This window comes from Laedolimicola sp. (assembly GCF_051972735.1).
Lineage (GTDB): Bacteria > Bacillota > Clostridia > Lachnospirales > Lachnospiraceae > Laedolimicola > Laedolimicola intestinihominis.
Window position 1 is genome coordinate 37,714 of sequence record NZ_JBOKYU010000011.1, and the last position, 17,532, is coordinate 55,245.

Consider the following 17,532-nt stretch of genomic DNA (forward strand, 5'->3'; position numbering starts at 1 on the left):
TTCGGTACGGAGATCGTGGAGGAGGCCCCCGCCTGGATGTCCCTTCTGGTCTCCATGGTGCCTTTTATCATCATGATTGTCATCGGCCAGATGCTGATGAAGAACCTGAACAAGAAAATGGGCGGCATGATGGGCGGCAACGCCATGACCTTCGGCAAGAGCAACGCCAAGATTTACGTGGAGTCCACCACCGGCATCAAATTCTCCGATGTGGCGGGCGAGGATGAGGCCAAGGAGATTCTGACCGAGATCGTAGACTTTCTGCACAATCCGGCTAAATATACGGAGATCGGTGCGACCATGCCGAAGGGCGCACTGCTGGTGGGTCCTCCGGGAACCGGTAAAACGTTGCTTGCAAAGGCGGTAGCAGGCGAGGCTAACGTTCCTTTCTTCTCTATTTCCGGTTCAGAATTCGTCGAGATGTTCGTGGGTATGGGCGCGGCCAAGGTTCGGGATCTGTTTCAGCAGGCCAATGAGAAGGCTCCCTGTATCGTTTTCATCGACGAGATTGATACCATCGGTAAGAAGCGTGACGGCGGCGGTATGGGCGGCAACGACGAGCGGGAGCAGACCCTGAACCAGCTGCTGACCGAGATGGACGGCTTTGATGGCCGGAAAGGCGTTATGATTCTGGCGGCGACGAACCGTCCGGATTCCCTGGATCCGGCCCTGCTTCGTCCGGGCCGGTTCGACCGACGGGTTCCGGTGGAACTGCCTGATCTAAAGGGCCGCGAGGATATCCTGAAGGTTCACGCCAAAAAGGTTCATATGAGCGAAAGCGTGGATTTCAATGCCATTGCCCGGGCGGCAGCAGGCGCTTCGGGCGCGGAGCTGGCCAATATCATCAACGAGGCGGCTCTGCGCGCGGTACGCCAGAACCGGAAATTTGTGACCCAGAGTGATCTGGAGGAGAGTGTGGAGGTGGTCATCGCAGGCTACCAGAAGAAGAACAAGGTACTCTCCGATAAGGAGAAGCTGATTGTTTCCTATCATGAGGTGGGACACGCCCTGGTGGCGGCACTTCAGACCCATTCCGCCCCGGTTCACAAGATTACCATTATCCCCCGTACTTCGGGCGCGCTCGGTTACACCATGCAGGTGGAATCCGGCGAGCATAACCTGATGACGAAAGAGGAAATCGAGAACAAGATTGCCACCTTTACCGGCGGCCGGGTGGCCGAGGAGCTGGTATTCCATTCCATCACCACCGGCGCGTCCAACGATATCGAGCAGGCTACGAAGCTGGCGAGAGCCATGATTACCCGTTTTGGTATGAATGACGAGTTCGATATGGTGGCCATGGAGACTGTCAGCAACCAGTATCTGGGCGGCGACACTTCCCTGGCATGCTCACCGGAGACTGCGACATTGATAGATAAAAAGGTGGTAGAAGTCGTGAAGGCCGAGCATGAGAAGGCCAGAAAGCTCCTGAGTGAGAATATGCCGAAGCTCCATGAGATCGCCAAATTCCTGTACGAGAAGGAGACCATCACCGGCGAAGAATTCATGGAAATCCTGAACCGCAAAGAGAAAGCACCGGCAGTAGCTGAATAAAAATTATATAATAGGAAGAAATAGGAACAAGAAACACAAAGCAGACGTTCGAACAGAAAAATAAGTGGTGTTCGAACGCCTGTTTTGTGTTATAATAAGAAAAGACTAGAAAAACAGGGAGCATAACAGGACATTATGGCACGAGGCAGAAGAGGAAAAGGAAAAAATCAGGCGAAGAGGTTCCTGCTGGCGGTGATCGCCCTGGTACTGGCGGCAGTCTATCCGGTGCAGGAACAGCTTACAAAAGAGACGGGCGGCACAGCCGTATCCGACGGATCTACCCTGGAGGTCCATTATCTGGATATCGGGCAGGGCGACTGCACTCTGATACGGCAGGGCGATCACGCTATGCTTATCGACGCAGGCAACAACAGCAAGGGTACGACGGTACAGGCCTATCTGGAAAATCAGGGTATCGACCATCTGGATTACGTCATCGGCACCCATCCGGACGCAGATCACATCGGCGGCCTGGATGTGATTATTTACAAGTTCGACTGCGATGAGGTATGGATGCCCGATTACAGCAAGGATACCCGGACCTACGACGATGTGATTCAGGCAGTGAAGGCCAAAGATTACCAGATTACCCACCCGAAAGCGGGAGACGAATATGCGTTGGGCGAGGCCCGGGTGACAGTGGTATGTCCGGTAAAAGACAGCTACGGCAGTAACGCCAATGATTATTCCATCGGTGTGCGGGTGCAGTTCGGTGAGAACAGCTTTTTATTTACAGGGGACGCCGAGGAGCATTCCGAGGAAGACATGACAGCCAGCGGGGAGAATCTGAATGCGGACGTTTACAAAGCAGCCCATCATGGCAGCCGTACCGCCAATACGGAGGACTTTTTAAAAGCCGTCGATCCCCAGTATGTGGTCTTCAGCTGCGGTGAGGGGAACACCTACGGACACCCCCATGCGGAGGTTTTAAACCGTCTCCGGGAAATGGGAATTCAGATTTTTCGGACGGATGATCAGGGTACTATAGTGGCCGTGTCAGACGGACAAACGATCGTGTTCAACGCATCCCCGTCGGATAACTGGACGCCGGGAGAACCGAAAGGAAAGTAGAGGAAGAGGCAATGGAACAGATAGAAGATAAGAAACAATTCGCGGTGCTGATCGATTCAGATAATATCAGCGCAAAGTACGCGGCAAGCATTTTTAATGAGATTGAGAACTACGGATACGCGTCCTTCCGGCGGATTTACGGCAACTGGTCCGGTAAGTCCAATGGGTGGAAGGAGCAGGTGCTTCTGGAGAATTCCATCACGCCGGTCCAGCAGTTTTCCTATACCACAGGCAAAAACTCCACCGACATGGCCATGGTCATCGACGCCATGGATATCCTGTATTCGGGCAAGGTGGACGGCTTCTGCCTGGTGACCAGCGACAGTGATTTTACCCGTCTGGCCATGCGCCTTCGAGAGGAAAATATGTACGTCATCGGTATGGGGGAATCCAAGACGCCCATGGCCCTGACCAAGGCCTGCAATAAATTTATTCACCTGAATCTCATCAATAAGCAAGTGGGCGACGTGGAGACAATGTCCGCCATAAGCGGACAAAAGAAGGGAAGCAAGGCGGCAGAGGAGGAGCATACCAGTGCGGTGACGCCTCTTTCACAGATTGAGGACGCTATGATCTCCATCATCAACGACAATGAGAACAAGGGCAAAATTACGTATCTGGGCGAGCTGGGCAGCCGTCTGAACGATCGGTTTACGGATTTTGACGTACGTAATTACGGTTACACGAAACTGATGGTATTCCTGAAAGATACCTGCCCGAGGCTGTTCCTCTATCAGCTGGATTCGGCCTGGGCGGTGGGCCTGAACGATCAGTTAGACCGGGAAAAGCTGGAACAGGAGATTCGGGTATTCATTCAGAAAAACGGCGGGCAGGTGGACAATCTGTCCCTGATTTACGAGGAAATTCACAAGAAGCACAGTTCCTTTGATATCAAGGATTATGGTTACAGCCGCCTGTCCAGCTTCCTGCGCAGCATCCGTTCCCTTTCGGTCAGCGGCAACAGCGTCAGTATCCGGGAGAAAAAATAGCGGCAAATATCCGGAAAATAAAACAGCTGGAAAAAGCGCTTGACAAAATGAATTTTGCGGGGGTAAGATAGATGGCAAGTAATTAGCGGGTGACCGTAGGATTACGGAGGATATCAAAAGGAGGAAACTATTATGAAAAAGGTATTAAGCTTAGTTCTGGCTGGTTCCATGGTCCTTTCCCTCGCAGCATGCGGCGGATCCAAGGATACCGCAAGCACAACAGACAGCTCCGCAGCTTCTTCTGCTGAGGCATCAGGAAGCGACACATTTAAGATCGGTGCTACCGGCCCGATTACCGGCGGCGCTGCTATCTACGGAAATGCTGTAAAGAACGGTATTCAGATCGCAGTTGACGAGATCAACGAGGCAGGCGGAATCAACGGATATCAGATCGACTATAACTTCCAGGATGACGAGCATGACGCAGAGAAGGCTGTCAACGCTTACAACAACCTGAAAGACTGGGGCATGCAGGTTCTCATCGGAACCACCACCAGTGCTCCGTGTATCGCAGTTGTTGAGAAGACTCATGCAGACAACATGTTCCAGATTACACCGTCCGGAACAGCAGTAGAGTGCGTACAGTATGACAACGCATATCGTATGTGCTTCTCTGACCCGACACAGGGTACCGAGTCCGCAAAGTACATCGGCGAGAACGGAATGGCACAGAAGGTAGCTGTTATCTACGACAGCTCTGACGTATATTCCACAGGTATCTATGAGGCGTTCGCTGCAGAGGCAGAGAACCAGCCGTTCGATATTGTATCTGTAGAGGCTTTTACAGCTGACGCGAAGACAGACTTCTCCGTACAGGTTCAGAAGTCCAAGGACGCAGGTGCAGACCTGCTGTTCATGCCGTTCTACTACACAGAGGCTTCTCTGGTACTGGCAGAGTGCAACAAGCAGGGCTATGAGCCGACCTTCTTCGGCTGCGACGGTATGGACGGAATCCTGGGCGTGGAGAACTTCGACACCGCTCTGGCAGAGGGTCTGACTTTCCTGGCTCCGTTCGTAGCAAAGTCTGAGGATGAGCAGGTACAGAGCTTCGTATCCAAGTACGAGGCAGCTTACAGCGAGACTCCGAACCAGTTCGCGGCAGACGCTTATGACTGCGTATACGTAGTAAAGGCTGCTATCGAGGCAGCAGGCGCTACACCGGATATGAGTGTATCCGATCTGTGCGACGCGATGAAAGAGGCTATGGCTTCCGTATCCTACAGCGGTATCACCGGCAAGGATATCACCTGGGGCGAGGATGGCGAGCCGAACAAGGCTCCGCTGGTAGTTAAGGTTGTAGACGGAGAGTACACAGAACTGTAAGCTCAGGCAAAGATTCACAGACGCTGTTCCGCAAGGCGTTTTACTGTGAACGCAATGAACAGGAAAACAACCCAACGAGGGGATTCTTCACAGGGATCCTCTCGTTTTCGCTTTTTCTGTCTGAGGTCAGAAAAGGCAGCCGACACGCAAAAGTTTTTGGAAATACGCCGTGTTAGCACAATAAAGTGTTGTATGAACAGATCTTCTATGCTATAATAGAACGCAAAACTCGTCAACAGACAAAAAGAAGAGGTGTTATGTATGATAGGATTCATATCCTACCTGGTGAATGGAATCAGTCTGGGAAGCGTATACGCGCTGATCGCGCTGGGCTACACTATGGTATATGGAATTGCGAAGATGCTGAACTTCGCGCATGGAGATGTAATTATGATCGGCGCTTACGTGGCGTTTACCGCAATCAGCGGTATGGGAATGCCGCCGGTAGTGGGCGTCCTGCTTTCCGTTGTGGCATGTACAGTCCTGGGCGTTCTGATTGAGCGGATTGCCTATAAGCCACTGAGAAAGGCTTCCAAGCTGGCCGTGCTGATTACCGCCATCGGTGTCAGCTACTTCCTGCAGAACGTAGCACTTCTGATTTACGGAGCAAATACCAAGTCCTTCACTTCGGTCGTGACCATCCCGGCTCTGAAGTTGATGGACGGCAAGCTGGTGATCTCCGGCGAAACCATTGTGACTGTAGTGGCCTGCCTGATCATCATGGCCGGACTGATGACCTTTATGAAATATTCCAAATCCGGCCGCGCCATGCTGGCCGTATCCGAGGACAGCGGCGCAGCCCAGCTCATGGGCGTCAATGTCAACGCGACCATCGCCCTGACCTTCGCCATCGGTTCCGCCCTGGCGGCCATCGCGGGCGTACTGATGTGCTCCTCCTATCCGGCCCTGACCCCGTACACCGGCTCCATGCCTGGTATCAAGGCCTTCGTGGCAGCGGTATTCGGTGGTATCGGATCCATTCCGGGAGCCTTCATCGGAGGCATTCTGTTGGGCGTCATCGAGATCTTAAGCAAGGCTTATATTTCTTCCCAGCTGGCAGACGCCATTGTGTTCGCGGTATTGATTATCGTACTGCTTGTGAAGCCTACCGGACTTCTGGGTAAGCAGATTCAGGAGAAAGTGTAGGTGAAGAAGATGAAGAAAATAAACAAACAGCTCCGCAGCAATCTGATTACATATGGAATCGTCATTGCAGCATATATTATCGTTACCCTTTGTATGCAGGCGGGAATGATTTCCAGTCTTTTACAGGGACTTCTGGTTCCCCTGTGCGTATACGTGATTCTGGCCATCTCCCTGAACCTGACCGTAGGTATCCTGGGAGAGCTGAGTCTGGGACACGCGGGCTTCATGTGCGCCGGAGCCTTTTCCGGAGCGCTGTTTTCCAAGATCACAGCGGACATAATTCAGCCGGCGGGACTTCGATTCTTCCTGGCACTTCTGGTGGGAACTGCAGTAGCCGCCCTGTTCGGCTTCCTGATCGGTATTCCGGTACTTCGTCTGAAGGGCGACTACCTGGCCATCGTAACCCTGGCCTTCGGCGAGATCATTAAAAATGTGGTCAACGTCGTATTCCTGGGTCGCGACAGCGCAGGCTTCCACGTATCCACCAAGGACAGCATGTCCTTAGGCCTGGAGCCGGGCGGACAGGTGCTCATCAAGGGACCCCAGGGAATCACCGGAACCCCCAACGATTCCACCTTCCTCATCGGAATCATCCTGATCCTGGTGACCTTATTTATCGTCATCAACCTTATCAATTCCCGTACCGGCCGCGCCATCATGGCCATCCGTGATAACCGCATCGCAGCCGAGTCTGTGGGAATCGACATTACGAAATACAAGCTTCTGGCCTTCAGTGTATCTGCGGCACTGGCAGGAACCGCAGGCGTGCTCTACGCCCACAACCTGTCTACGCTGATTGCGCTGCCGAAAAACTTCGGCTACAACATGTCCATCATGATCCTGGTATTCGTGGTACTGGGCGGCATCGGCAATATCCGCGGCTCTATCATCGCGGCTGTGGTACTGACCCTGCTTCCGGAGCTCCTCCGTTCCCTGAACGACTACCGTATGCTGATTTACGCAGTCGTCCTGATCGCGACTATGATCTTCACATCCAGCCAGGGAGGCCAGGAGATTCAGGAGCGCATTAAGGCGTTTTTCAAACGCGGCAAAAAAGCAGAGGAGGTAAAATAAGATGGCATTACTGGAAGTAAAGAATCTTGGAATCTCCTTTGGCGGACTTCGCGCCGTGGATGATTTCCATATGGAGATAGAACAGGGACAGCTGTACGGTCTCATCGGCCCCAACGGCGCAGGAAAAACCACCGTATTCAATCTGTTGACCGGTGTCTATCAGCCCACCGACGGCTACATCATGCTGGACGGTGAAAATATTACCGGCAAGAAAACCATTGAAATCAACAAGCACGGCATCGCCCGTACCTTCCAGAACATCCGTCTGTTCAACGAACTGACGGTTCTGGACAATGTAAAGGTCGGACTGCACAATCATCACCAATATTCTACCCTGACCGGTATCCTTCGTCTGCCGAAGTACTATAAAGTGGAGAAGGAGATGAATGAGCGGGCCATGGAGCTTCTGAAGGTCTTTGATCTGGATAAAGAGGCTGATTACAAGGCGTCCAACCTGCCCTACGGCAAGCAGAGAAAGCTGGAAATCGCAAGAGCACTGGCCACAGACCCGAAGCTGCTGCTTCTGGATGAACCGGCAGCCGGTATGAACCCCAACGAGACATTGGAACTGATGAAGACCATCCGCTTCGTGCGGGATAAATTCCATATGACGATTCTTCTGATTGAGCACGACATGAAGCTAGTATCCGGTATCTGTGAGAAGCTGACCGTCCTGAACTTCGGTCAGGTACTGACAGAGGGACCGACAGCAGAAGTGCTGAAAGATCCGAAGGTAATCACAGCTTACCTTGGAGAATAGGAGGAATCGAATTATGGCAATGCTGGAAGTAAAAGATATACAGGTATATTATGGCATGATACAGGCCATCAAGGGAATCTCCTTTGAGGTAAACGAGGGTGAAGTCATCGCACTGATCGGAGCCAACGGCGCAGGAAAAACCACCACCCTGCAGACCATCACCGGCCTGATCGCCCCGAAACACGGCGAGATCCTCTTTGAGGGACAGGATATCACCAAAGTCCCTGCCCACAAAATCGTATCCATGGGAATGGCCCACGTCCCCGAAGGCCGCCGCGTCTTCGCGCAGTTAAGCGTTTTAGACAACCTGAAGCTGGGCGCATTTACCCGAAAAGATAAAGAAGAGATCGAGGAAACCCTGCTTCGTGTATACAAGCGTTTTCCCAGACTGGAAGAGCGTAAGAATCAGATGGCAGGAACCCTGTCCGGCGGTGAGCAGCAGATGCTGGCCATGGGCCGCGCCCTCATGTCCCACCCGAAGATCATCCTGATGGATGAGCCCTCCATGGGTCTTTCCCCCATCTTCGTAAACGAAATCTTCGACATCATCCGCGAAGTAAGCGAAGGCGGCACCACCGTTCTGCTGGTAGAGCAGAACGCAAAGAAGGCGTTGTCCATCGCAGACCGCGGCTACGTCCTCGAAACCGGCAATATCGTCCTGGAAGGCGACGCCAAGATGCTCCTGGACAACGACCAGGTGAAGAAAGCGTATCTGGGAGAATAACTAAAAAAATCCCGTGTGGCATTTGCCACACGGGATTTTTGATTACAAATTTATTTCGCCTGCTCCAGCGCCAGAGTCTTAGTCGTAGCGTCGCAAACCTCAGTCGGTCCGTAGTACTGGATAGCACCCGGATAAACAAAGCAGGTTTCAAGAGCCCACTGCTCACGATGAGCCTCGAAGAACTTGAACGGAGCGCCGTCAAGCTCAACCAGAGCCTTCTTAATAACCGGCTTATCCTCGCCGTGTCTTCTCTCGATGTTCATCATCTTGGTAATTGGCATACCGCCTGCAACCCACTCATTAGCCGGCTTGGACAGATTGGAAACCTTGGAAAGGTATCCGTTGTAGCCATACTGAATCAGCATGAATGCGTTGTAACCCAGAGAGTAGCAGTAATCGGAATCGAAGTTGGACGGGAATGCGCATCTTCCTTCATATCCCAGGAAATGATGCAGAGCGCTGAACTTACCATTGTAAGTACCAGCAGCCTTTCTCTCAGCCAGCTTTGCCGCAACCATGGAGGAGAACAGCTTCTCAGACTCGATCAGGGAAACCTGAACGTTACCATGCGGGTCGCGCTCCATGAACAGCTGCTGCTGAATTGCCTGCGGCAGGATAGCGAATACAGCCATGGACTCCTTGGTCAGACCCTTCTCAATAAATGCGTACTTCTCAGCCCAGGTAGCCAGAGCGTTGAACTCGTCAGCTTTGCTGCCGGCCAGAAGCTCGTTGATCTCCTGAATCAGAACGGAGAACTCCGGAACAAACTCAACCACACCCTCCGGGATGATAGCTACACCGAAGTTCATGCCCTTTGCTGCTCTCTTCTCTACAGAGTCTGCAATGTAGTCAGCGATCTGGGACAGAGACATCTTCTTCTCAGCGACTTCCTCAGAAATCAGGCAGATGTTCGGCTGGGTCTGCAGTGCGCACTCCAGAGCTACGTGAGAAGCGCTTCTTCCCATAACCTTTACAAAATGCCAGTACTTCTTAGCGGAGTTTGCGTCACGCTCGATGTTACCGATGATCTCGCTGTAGGTCTTGGTAGCAGTATCGAAACCGAAGGAGCACTCGATATCCTCATTCTTCAGGTCGCCGTCGATGGTCTTCGGGCAGCCGATAACCTGTACGCCGGTGTTGTGTGCTGCAAAGTACTCAGCCAGAACTGCTGCATTGGTATTGGAATCGTCGCCGCCGATGATAACAACTGCGGTTACGCCATGCTTCTTGCAAACCTCGGAAACGATAGCGAACTGCTCCTCAGTCTCCAGCTTGGTACGGCCGGAACCGATGATATCGAATCCGCCGGTATTTCTGTATGCGTTAATGAACTCATCGTCGAACTCTACATAATCATCGTTGATCAGTCCGCTGGGGCCGCCCTTGAAACCGTACAGTACGTTCTCCTTGTTGGTAGCCTTCAGTGCGTCGTAGAGACCGCAGATAACGTTGTGTCCGCCCGGAGCCTGTCCGCCGGAAAGGATAACGCCTACTACCTGCTTCTTAGGAGCAGAAGTGTTCTGGCCCTTCTCGAAGGTGATTTCCTTCTCACCGTAGGTGTTCGGGAACAGCGCTTTGATCTTGTCCTGATCCGCTACGCTCTGTGTAGCTTCGCCTTCTTTTACGCAAATATCTGCGATGCCGTTTCTGAGCATGCCCGGAAGCTTCGGAGCGTACTCATATCTGGCTTTCTGTAAAGCTGAAATTTCCATAACAAAAATCTCCTTTATAAAATATTGTAAAACATAGTTCGGTTCGATTTTAATATATTTTCGGAGAAAAGTAAACAAGTACCGGGGAAAAAGTGCAGGATTTTCGGGAGAAATAGAAACATGGGAAAAAATTTTATGAATAGTCCTTGCCAGACGGACAAAAGTATGCTATAGTCAGTACTGTCGAAAAACACAAATCGATGAACTCTGGAGAGTCTCAGGTAATGAGCGCCGAAGGTGTAACACAGACGCAGGTTCGGAAAGAAGCTGCAGCTGTCTATCTCTCAGGCAAAAGGACAGGGCTTACATAAGCGTAAATGTTCTAACTCTTTGGAGGGCTGATTGAGAAATCAGCTCTTATTTTTTACGAATAAAAGAGAGGGAAAAAGCAATGTTGGAATTTGTGAAAGCAGTAAATGAATGGATGTGGGGCTTGATTTTACTCATCATCCTGTGCGGTACGGGAATCTTCTTTACGATCCGCCTGAAGTTTATCCAGGTACGGAAGTTCGGAGAGGGCTGCCGCCTTGTATTTGGTCACTTTAAGTCATCCGGCGGGGAGCGGAAGGAGGGCGAGATGACTCCGTTCCAGTCTCTGGCCACAGCCATAGCGGCTCAGGTAGGTACCGGTAATCTGACCGGCGCGGCTACGGCGCTGATCGCCGGAGGCCCGGGAGCCATCTTCTGGATGTGGGTCAGCGCGTTCTTCGGAATGGCTACGATTTACGGCGAGGCGACGCTTGCCCAGGAATATAAGACCAAGAAAGACGGAGAAGTGACCGGAGGACCGGTTTACTACATCCATCAGGCATTTAAAGGAACCTTTGGACGGGTGCTGGCCGTGATTTTCGCCATTTTTATTATTCTGGCCCTGGGCTTCATGGGCAATATGGTACAATCCAACTCTATCGGCGCAGCATTTTCCGGCGTCTTTGAATCCCGGAATATCAATATCCCGCCGGTAGCCATTGGTATCATTCTGGCTGTGATTGCGGCGTTTATCTTCGTGGGCGGCACCACCAGATTGGCGGCAGTGGTGGAGAAAATCGTGCCGTTTATGGCGGGCATCTATATTGTAGGCAGCCTGATTCTGATTGGCATGAACATCACCGCACTTCCGGGCGCGTTCAAAATGATTTTCGTGGGCGCGTTCAATCCGACCGCGGTAGTCGGCGGTGCGGCAGGTATCACCGTGCGGGAAGCCATCCGTTACGGCGTGGCCCGTGGACTTTTCTCCAATGAGGCCGGTATGGGTTCCACGCCCCACGCCCACGCGCGGGCAGCGGCGAAGAATCCCCATGAGCAGGGACTGACAGCTATGATCAGCGTGTTCATTGATACATTTATCGTACTGAACCTGACCGTATTCTCTGTGCTGACCACCGGAGCCATGGATTCCGGCAAAGGCGGTATCGCCCTGACCCAGGAAGCATTTATGAGAGGCTTCGGAAGCTTCGGCGACATTTTCGTAGCGATTTGTCTTCTGTTCTTCGCCTTCTCTACCGTGCTGAGCTGGCATTTCTTCGGACAGATTAACGTGCAGTATCTGTTCGGTAAGAAAGCAGTCAAGGTTTACTCCATCATCGTTGTAGCCTTTATCATCGTAGGCTCCACCCTGAAGGTAGACCTGGTATGGGAGCTGGCTGATTTCTTCAACGGTTTGATGGTTATCCCGAACGCCATGGCGCTTCTGGCCTTGAGCGGCGTGGTTGTGGGAATCAGTAAAAAATACGGAAAAAAATAAAATGAAAAAGTCCACCGTCGGCAGCGAATATATTACGATGCCGGCGGTATTTTTATGCTTTCAGGGCGGAAAAGAGAAATCTTACGCAATCCCTCATTGAAATAGGGTGGGAATGTGTGATATACTAAATCTAGTATTGAGCAGTGCGTGCGCTGCGGACTAAAAGGAGATCCGAACATGAAACGAGTATTACTGAAATTAAGCGGTGAGGCTCTCGCAGGTGAGAAGCACACGGGCTTTGATGAGGCTACGGTTCTGGGCGTGGCGAAGCAGGTCAAGACCCTGGTGGACGATGGCATTCAGGTGGGCATTGTCATTGGCGGCGGCAATTTCTGGAGAGGCCGTACCAGCGAGAATATGGAGCGTACCAAGGCGGACCAGATTGGCATGCTGGCTACGGTTATGAACTGTATCTATACCTCTGAGATTTTCCGTTCCGTGGGAATGAAGACGCAGGTATATACCCCCTTTGTATGCGGCGGTTTCGCAAAACTGTTTACCAAGGATGATGCAGTAGCGTTCCTGGAGGAGGGCGGCGTAGCGTTCTTTGCGGGCGGCACCGGACACCCCTATTTCTCCACAGATACCGGCACGACCCTTCGTGCCATTGAGATCGAGGCCGACGTAATTCTGCTGGCAAAGGCCATCGACGGCGTATACGACAGCGACCCGAAGGTGAATCCGAATGCCAAAAAGTATGACGAGATTTCCATCGCTGAGGTGGTTGACAAGCGTCTGGCTGTGATGGATCTGACCGCTTCCATCATGTGTATGGAGAATAAGATGCCGATGCTGGTATTCGGTCTTGAGGGAGAGAACAGCATCGTAGACACTGTAAGAGGTAAATTCAACGGAACCAGGATTACTGTATAAAACAAATCGGAGGATTTCAACATGGATGAGAGATTAAAAGTATATGAAGAAAAAATGACAAAGTCTTACGACGCTATGATTCGTGAGTTCACAGCTATCCGCGCAGGCCGTGCCAATCCGCATGTACTGGACAAGCTGAAGGTAGATTACTACGGAACCCCGACCCCGATTCAGCAGGTTGGTAATATCTCCGTGCCGGAGCCCAGAATGCTGCAGATTCAGCCCTGGGAGAAGAGCCTGATTAAGGCCATCGAGAAGGCGATTATGACTTCTGATTTAGGTATCACGCCGTCCAACGACGGTACTGTGATCCGTCTGGTATTCCCGGAGCTTACCGAGGAGCGCAGAAAAGATCTGGTAAAGGATATCAAGAAGAAGGGAGAGGCTGCCAAGGTAGCTATCCGTAATATCCGCCGCGACGCCAACGAAGTATTCAAAAAGCAGAACAAGGCCAATGAGATTTCCGAGGATGATATGAAGGATCTGGAGACCAAGACCCAGAAGATGACGGACAAATACATTGCTGATATTGATAAGGCAGTGGATGAGAAGTCCAAGGAGATCATGACCGTATAAGGGTCTTTACGCAAAAAAATAAGAGGGGACGGGTGGTGTATTTGTGCTGCCCGTCCCATTGTGCGATTCAAGGACATTGTATACAATGCCGCAACAGACACACGGAGGAAGTAAAAATATGGAAAAAGATATCAAGATTCCGCAGCATGTGGCCATCATTCTGGACGGTAATGGCCGCTGGGCCAAATCCAAAGGCATGCCCCGCAATTACGGCCATGTCCAGGGAGCCAAAACGGTGGAAACCATCTGCCGGGAAGCCTGGAACATGGGCATCAAATACCTGACAGTTTACGCCTTTTCCACAGAAAACTGGAAGCGGCCCCAGGAGGAAGTGGACGCTCTGATGAAGCTTCTGCGGAACTATATGAAGAACTGTCTGAAGACCGCGGAGAAGAATCACATGCGGGTTCGCGTGATCGGCGACAAGACCGGACTGGCGGAGGATATCCGGAAGAGTGTGGCGGAGCTGGAGGAGGCGTCGAAGGATAACGACGGCCTGAATTTCCAGATTGCCATTAACTATGGCAGCCGGGACGAGATGGTACGAGCCATGAAGAAAATGGCGGCAGATCGGGATGCGGGAAAATTAAGCGCAGCGGATATCAGCGAGGAGACCTTTGCAGAGTACCTGGATACCGCAGGCATCCCGGATCCGGATCTGCTGATCCGCACCAGCGGGGAGCAGCGGCTGTCCAACTATCTCTTATGGCAGCTGGCTTATTCCGAGTTTTATTTTACCGATGTACACTGGCCGGATTTTTCCAAAGAGGAGCTGGAAAAGGCCGTTCTGGCATATAATAAGCGTGACCGGCGTTACGGCGGCGTAAGGGAGGAATAAGATGAAGTCGTTTTTTACAAGGCTGATAAGCGGTATTGTACTGCTGGCGATTATTATTTCCACCGGTATCGTGGGCGGCCCGGTGCTGTTCGGATTCACACTGCTGATTTCCCTGATTGGATACTGGGAGTTCCTGCAGGTATTTGGCCTGGAGAAAAAAGCGCCGGGTATCTGGGGCATGATTTTCGTGGTGCTTTATTACGGAACTGTATACATGGGCGAGGCTCTGAATCTGGCGGGTCCGCTGCTTCTGGTAGCTTTCCTGATGGTGCTGATGGGCGTCTATGTGGTGACCTTTCCGAAGTATAAGACCGATGAAATCACCGCGCCCTTTTTCGGACTGGTATATGTGGCGCTGATGCTTTCATTTCTGTACCAGACCCGTATGGTTCCCATTGAGGGAAAGAATACGCCTATCGTGTATTTCCTGATTTTTATCTGTTCCTGGGGCTGCGATACCTGTGCCTATGCGGTGGGTATGCTCATCGGGAAGCACAAAATGGCTCCGATTTTAAGCCCGAAGAAATCCATTGAGGGCGGCATCGGCGGTATCGTGGGCGCGGCGCTTTTAGGCGCCATCTACGGTATGATTTTTGACCTGGACATCCGGGGCTGCGTGATTCTGTGCGCGGCAGGCGGAGCAGTATCCCAGATTGGCGATCTGGCGGCTTCCGCAATCAAGCGAAATCATAACATTAAGGACTATGGACATCTGATTCCGGGTCATGGCGGTATTCTGGATCGGTTCGACAGCGTTATTTTTACCGCACCGATTATTTATGCGCTGACCCTGCTGGTGTTCAGTCGATAAGTTCCCAAAAATAATGAGGAGAATACGATGAAAAAAATAGCAATCTTGGGCTCTACGGGCTCCATCGGGACCCAGACCCTGGAAGTGGCGAGAAATAACGGTGATCTGGAGATTGTGTCTCTGGCAGCCGGAAGCAATATCAAGAAGCTGGAGGAGCAGATCCGGGAATTCCATCCTCGTCTGGTGGCAGTCTGGACCGAGGAAAAGGCGAAAGAGCTGCGCGACGCAGTGAAGGATCTGGATGTGAAGGTGGTATCCGGTATGGACGGTCTCATCCGGGTCTGCACTCTGCCGGAGGCGGAAATTGTCGTGACGGCCATCGTGGGAATGATAGGAATTGTTCCTACTATTGCGGCCATGAAAGCGGGAAAGGACATTGCACTGGCCAATAAGGAAACATTGGTAACCGCAGGGCATATCATTATACCACTGGCGAAGGAGACCGGCGTGAAGATTCTGCCGGTGGACAGCGAGCACAGCGCCATTTTCCAGTGCCTGCACGGAGAAAACCGCAGCCAGCTTAAGAAGATTCTGCTGACGGCTTCTGGCGGACCTTTCCGTGGAAAGAAGCTGGAGGATCTGAAGAATATCCAGGTGGAGGACGCCCTGAAGCATCCCAACTGGGCCATGGGCCAGAAGATTACCATCGATTCTTCTACTCTGGTGAATAAGGGTCTGGAAATGATGGAGGCCAAATGGCTTTTTGGCGTGGAACCAAAGGATATCCAGATCGTGGTACAGCCCAAAAGTATCATCCATTCCATGGTGGAATTTGTGGACGGCGCGGTGATTGCCCAGCTTGGCACACCGGATATGAAGCTGCCGATTCAGTATGCCCTGTATTACCCGGAGCGGCGCTTCCTGCCGGGCGATCGTCTGGATTTCTGGAAATTGCAGGAGATTACCTTTGAAAAGCCGGATATGGAAACGTTCCGGGGGCTGAAGCTTGCCTTTGACGCAGCGGCAGCGGGCGGTTCCATGCCCACGGTCTACAATGCGGCCAATGAGCGGGCGGTAGCCAAATTTCTGGATCGGAAGATTGCGTATCTGCAGATTCCGGAGATTATCGAGACCTGTATGGGACATCATACAGTAAAAGAGAATCCGTCTGTGGAAGAGATTCTGGATACAGAGCAGGCGGTATACGAATTTATCGAAAGCAGGTGGTAAGTTGAAGATTATACTTGCGCTTCTGATATTCAGTCTGATCGTGCTGTTTCATGAGTTTGGTCATTTTCTGCTGGCGAAGCGGGGCGGTATCGGCGTGACAGAATTTTCATTAGGCATGGGTCCCAGGCTTTTCAGCAAACAGATCGGCGAAACTCGGTATTCGGTGAAGCTTCTGCCTTTCGGCGGTTCCTGCATGATGGTGGGAGAGGACGGGGAGAGCAACGAGGAGAATTCCTTCGGCAGCAAATCCGTCTGGACCCGGATTTCCGTGGTGGCGGCAGGTCCCATTTTCAATTTTATACTGGCCTTTTTCCTGTCGCTTTTTATCGTCGGCAGCATCGGCTATGACGCGCCGGACATCGTGGCGGTCATGGACGGCTATCCGGCGGCGGAGGCGGGCATGCAGCCGGGAGACCGGATTGTGCAGATGAATCACAAGAAGATTCATGTATACAGAGAAGTCAGTTTTTATGTACAGACCCATCAGGGAGAGACGGTGACGGTCACCTATGAGCGGGACGGCGAACGCCACGCGGTAACGTTGGAGCCGAAACAGAGCGAGAGCGGCACATATCTTCTGGGCTTTCAGGGCTCGGGCGTCCGCGCAAAAGGAAATGTTTTCCAGACTGTATATTACAGTGCTTATGAAGTGAAATACTGGATCGATACGACCCTGAAAAGTCTTGGCATGATGTTCGGCGGCCAGGTGAGCGCCGACGATATCTCGGGACCTGTGGGCATCGTGAACACCATCGGCCAGACCTATGAGGCCAGCAAGTCGGACGGCGGTTTCTACGTATGGCTGAATATGCTGAATATTTCGATTCTCCTGTCAGCCAACCTGGGCGTGATGAATCTACTGCCCATCCCGGCCCTGGACGGCGGACGGCTGGTGTTTCTCTTTCTGGAAGTCCTGCGACGCGGTAAACGAATCGACCCGGAGAAGGAAGGTATGGTGCATTTTGTGGGGCTGATGCTTCTGATGGCGTTGATGCTGGTGGTAATGTTCAATGATTTCCGGAATATTTTGTAGAAGCATTGAAAAAGGATGCTTCAAGAGGGAAAAAAATGCCGAGATGAACGGAAAACGGAAAATACGGACTGTGAGCAGATGTACCGAAGTATAAGAAAACGGGAAGGACTTTTGAGAGCCTTCCCGCTTTTGTT

At 52.0% G+C, this 17,532-nt stretch carries 16 protein-coding genes and 1 riboswitch; of the genes, 15 read left to right on the top strand and 1 reads right to left on the bottom strand.

Features of this window, described 5'->3' with window-relative positions; genetic code table 11:
- From ftsH to ACTRC3_RS04595, 8 genes are all read left to right on the top strand, one after another.
- On the top strand, positions 1-1,554 hold a 1,554-nt coding region (gene ftsH / locus ACTRC3_RS04560; protein WP_440321879.1), incomplete at its 5' end, for an ATP-dependent zinc metalloprotease FtsH.
- Positions 1,555-1,689: 135 nt separating this feature from the next.
- Positions 1,690-2,625 carry a ComEC/Rec2 family competence protein gene (locus tag ACTRC3_RS04565; protein ID WP_440321881.1) on the top strand — a complete coding sequence of 312 codons (936 nt, stop codon included), beginning with the start codon at positions 1,690-1,692 and terminating at the stop codon, positions 2,623-2,625.
- A gap of 11 nt (positions 2,626-2,636) precedes the next feature.
- Positions 2,637-3,614, top strand: a complete 978-nt coding sequence (locus ACTRC3_RS04570) for an NYN domain-containing protein (RefSeq protein ID WP_349163358.1) — start codon at positions 2,637-2,639, stop codon at positions 3,612-3,614.
- Between the two features lie 129 nt (positions 3,615-3,743).
- On the top strand, positions 3,744-4,937 hold the full coding sequence (locus tag ACTRC3_RS04575; RefSeq protein WP_349163578.1) for an ABC transporter substrate-binding protein: 1,194 nt from the start codon (positions 3,744-3,746) through the stop codon (positions 4,935-4,937).
- A 264-nt stretch (positions 4,938-5,201) separates the two neighbouring features.
- Entirely contained in the window at positions 5,202-6,083 is an 882-nt protein-coding gene (locus ACTRC3_RS04580; RefSeq protein WP_440321894.1) for a branched-chain amino acid ABC transporter permease, read from the top strand.
- A 9-nt stretch (positions 6,084-6,092) separates the two neighbouring features.
- Positions 6,093-7,157 (top strand): branched-chain amino acid ABC transporter permease, encoded by a 1,065-nt coding sequence (locus tag ACTRC3_RS04585; RefSeq protein WP_440321896.1) that lies wholly within the window; start codon positions 6,093-6,095, stop codon positions 7,155-7,157.
- A gap of 1 nt (position 7,158) precedes the next feature.
- Positions 7,159-7,917: an ATP-binding cassette domain-containing protein gene (locus ACTRC3_RS04590; protein ID WP_178038217.1), complete on the top strand. Its 759-nt coding sequence runs from the start codon at positions 7,159-7,161 to the stop codon at positions 7,915-7,917.
- A 13-nt stretch (positions 7,918-7,930) separates the two neighbouring features.
- Positions 7,931-8,641 carry an ABC transporter ATP-binding protein gene (locus ACTRC3_RS04595; protein ID WP_440321884.1) on the top strand — a complete coding sequence of 237 codons (711 nt, stop codon included), beginning with the start codon at positions 7,931-7,933 and terminating at the stop codon, positions 8,639-8,641.
- A gap of 50 nt (positions 8,642-8,691) precedes the next feature.
- On the opposite strand, the gene ACTRC3_RS04600 is transcribed toward ACTRC3_RS04595, so the two are convergent.
- Positions 8,692-10,353: a diphosphate--fructose-6-phosphate 1-phosphotransferase gene (locus ACTRC3_RS04600; RefSeq protein ID WP_178038218.1), complete on the bottom strand. Its 1,662-nt coding sequence runs from the start codon at positions 10,351-10,353 to the stop codon at positions 8,692-8,694.
- A 197-nt stretch (positions 10,354-10,550) separates the two neighbouring features.
- A riboswitch (glycine riboswitch) is annotated at positions 10,551-10,663 on the top strand.
- 81 nt (positions 10,664-10,744) lie between these two features.
- On the opposite strand from ACTRC3_RS04600, the gene ACTRC3_RS04605 reads away from it, so the two are divergent.
- The 7 genes from ACTRC3_RS04605 to rseP all read left to right on the top strand — a co-directional run bounded on the left by ACTRC3_RS04605 (position 10,745) and on the right by rseP (position 17,398).
- Positions 10,745-12,097 (top strand): alanine/glycine:cation symporter family protein, encoded by a 1,353-nt coding sequence (locus ACTRC3_RS04605; RefSeq protein ID WP_440321887.1) that lies wholly within the window; start codon positions 10,745-10,747, stop codon positions 12,095-12,097.
- A 177-nt stretch (positions 12,098-12,274) separates the two neighbouring features.
- Complete coding sequence (gene pyrH / locus ACTRC3_RS04610; protein WP_178038220.1) at positions 12,275-12,970, top strand: UMP kinase; 696 nt, start codon at positions 12,275-12,277, stop codon at positions 12,968-12,970.
- A 21-nt stretch (positions 12,971-12,991) separates the two neighbouring features.
- Positions 12,992-13,546: a ribosome recycling factor gene (gene frr / locus ACTRC3_RS04615; protein ID WP_178038221.1), complete on the top strand. Its 555-nt coding sequence runs from the start codon at positions 12,992-12,994 to the stop codon at positions 13,544-13,546.
- A gap of 130 nt (positions 13,547-13,676) precedes the next feature.
- Complete coding sequence (locus tag ACTRC3_RS04620) at positions 13,677-14,384, top strand: isoprenyl transferase (protein ID WP_440321897.1); 708 nt, start codon at positions 13,677-13,679, stop codon at positions 14,382-14,384.
- Position 14,385: 1 nt separating this feature from the next.
- The gene (locus ACTRC3_RS04625; protein WP_178038223.1) at positions 14,386-15,195 is read left to right on the top strand and encodes a phosphatidate cytidylyltransferase; all 810 of its coding nucleotides are present in this window, start codon (positions 14,386-14,388) and stop codon (positions 15,193-15,195) included.
- Positions 15,196-15,222: 27 nt separating this feature from the next.
- Complete coding sequence (dxr, locus tag ACTRC3_RS04630; RefSeq protein WP_440321890.1) at positions 15,223-16,365, top strand: 1-deoxy-D-xylulose-5-phosphate reductoisomerase; 1,143 nt, start codon at positions 15,223-15,225, stop codon at positions 16,363-16,365.
- Position 16,366: 1 nt separating this feature from the next.
- On the top strand, positions 16,367-17,398 hold the full coding sequence (rseP, locus tag ACTRC3_RS04635) for an RIP metalloprotease RseP (protein WP_440321891.1): 1,032 nt from the start codon (positions 16,367-16,369) through the stop codon (positions 17,396-17,398).
- The last annotated feature ends 134 nt before the right edge of the window (positions 17,399-17,532 follow it).

What these genes read in the sequence shown, in the direction of transcription:
- ACTRC3_RS04625 (WP_178038223.1), top strand. Translation starts at nt 14,386, where the DNA reads ATGAAGTCGTTTTTTACAAGGCTGATAAGCGGTATTGTACTGCTGGCG.
- ACTRC3_RS04605 (WP_440321887.1), top strand. Translation starts at nt 10,745, where the DNA reads ATGTTGGAATTTGTGAAAGCAGTAAATGAATGGATGTGGGGCTTGATT.
- ACTRC3_RS04565 (WP_440321881.1), top strand. Translation starts at nt 1,690, where the DNA reads ATGGCACGAGGCAGAAGAGGAAAAGGAAAAAATCAGGCGAAGAGGTTC.
- ACTRC3_RS04600 (WP_178038218.1), bottom strand. Translation starts at nt 10,353, where the DNA reads ATGGAAATTTCAGCTTTACAGAAAGCCAGATATGAGTACGCTCCGAAG.
- dxr (WP_440321890.1), top strand. Translation starts at nt 15,223, where the DNA reads ATGAAAAAAATAGCAATCTTGGGCTCTACGGGCTCCATCGGGACCCAG.
- ACTRC3_RS04585 (WP_440321896.1), top strand. Translation starts at nt 6,093, where the DNA reads ATGAAGAAAATAAACAAACAGCTCCGCAGCAATCTGATTACATATGGA.
- ACTRC3_RS04590 (WP_178038217.1), top strand. Translation starts at nt 7,159, where the DNA reads ATGGCATTACTGGAAGTAAAGAATCTTGGAATCTCCTTTGGCGGACTT.
- ACTRC3_RS04595 (WP_440321884.1), top strand. Translation starts at nt 7,931, where the DNA reads ATGGCAATGCTGGAAGTAAAAGATATACAGGTATATTATGGCATGATA.
- pyrH (WP_178038220.1), top strand. Translation starts at nt 12,275, where the DNA reads ATGAAACGAGTATTACTGAAATTAAGCGGTGAGGCTCTCGCAGGTGAG.
- ACTRC3_RS04570 (WP_349163358.1), top strand. Translation starts at nt 2,637, where the DNA reads ATGGAACAGATAGAAGATAAGAAACAATTCGCGGTGCTGATCGATTCA.
- frr (WP_178038221.1), top strand. Translation starts at nt 12,992, where the DNA reads ATGGATGAGAGATTAAAAGTATATGAAGAAAAAATGACAAAGTCTTAC.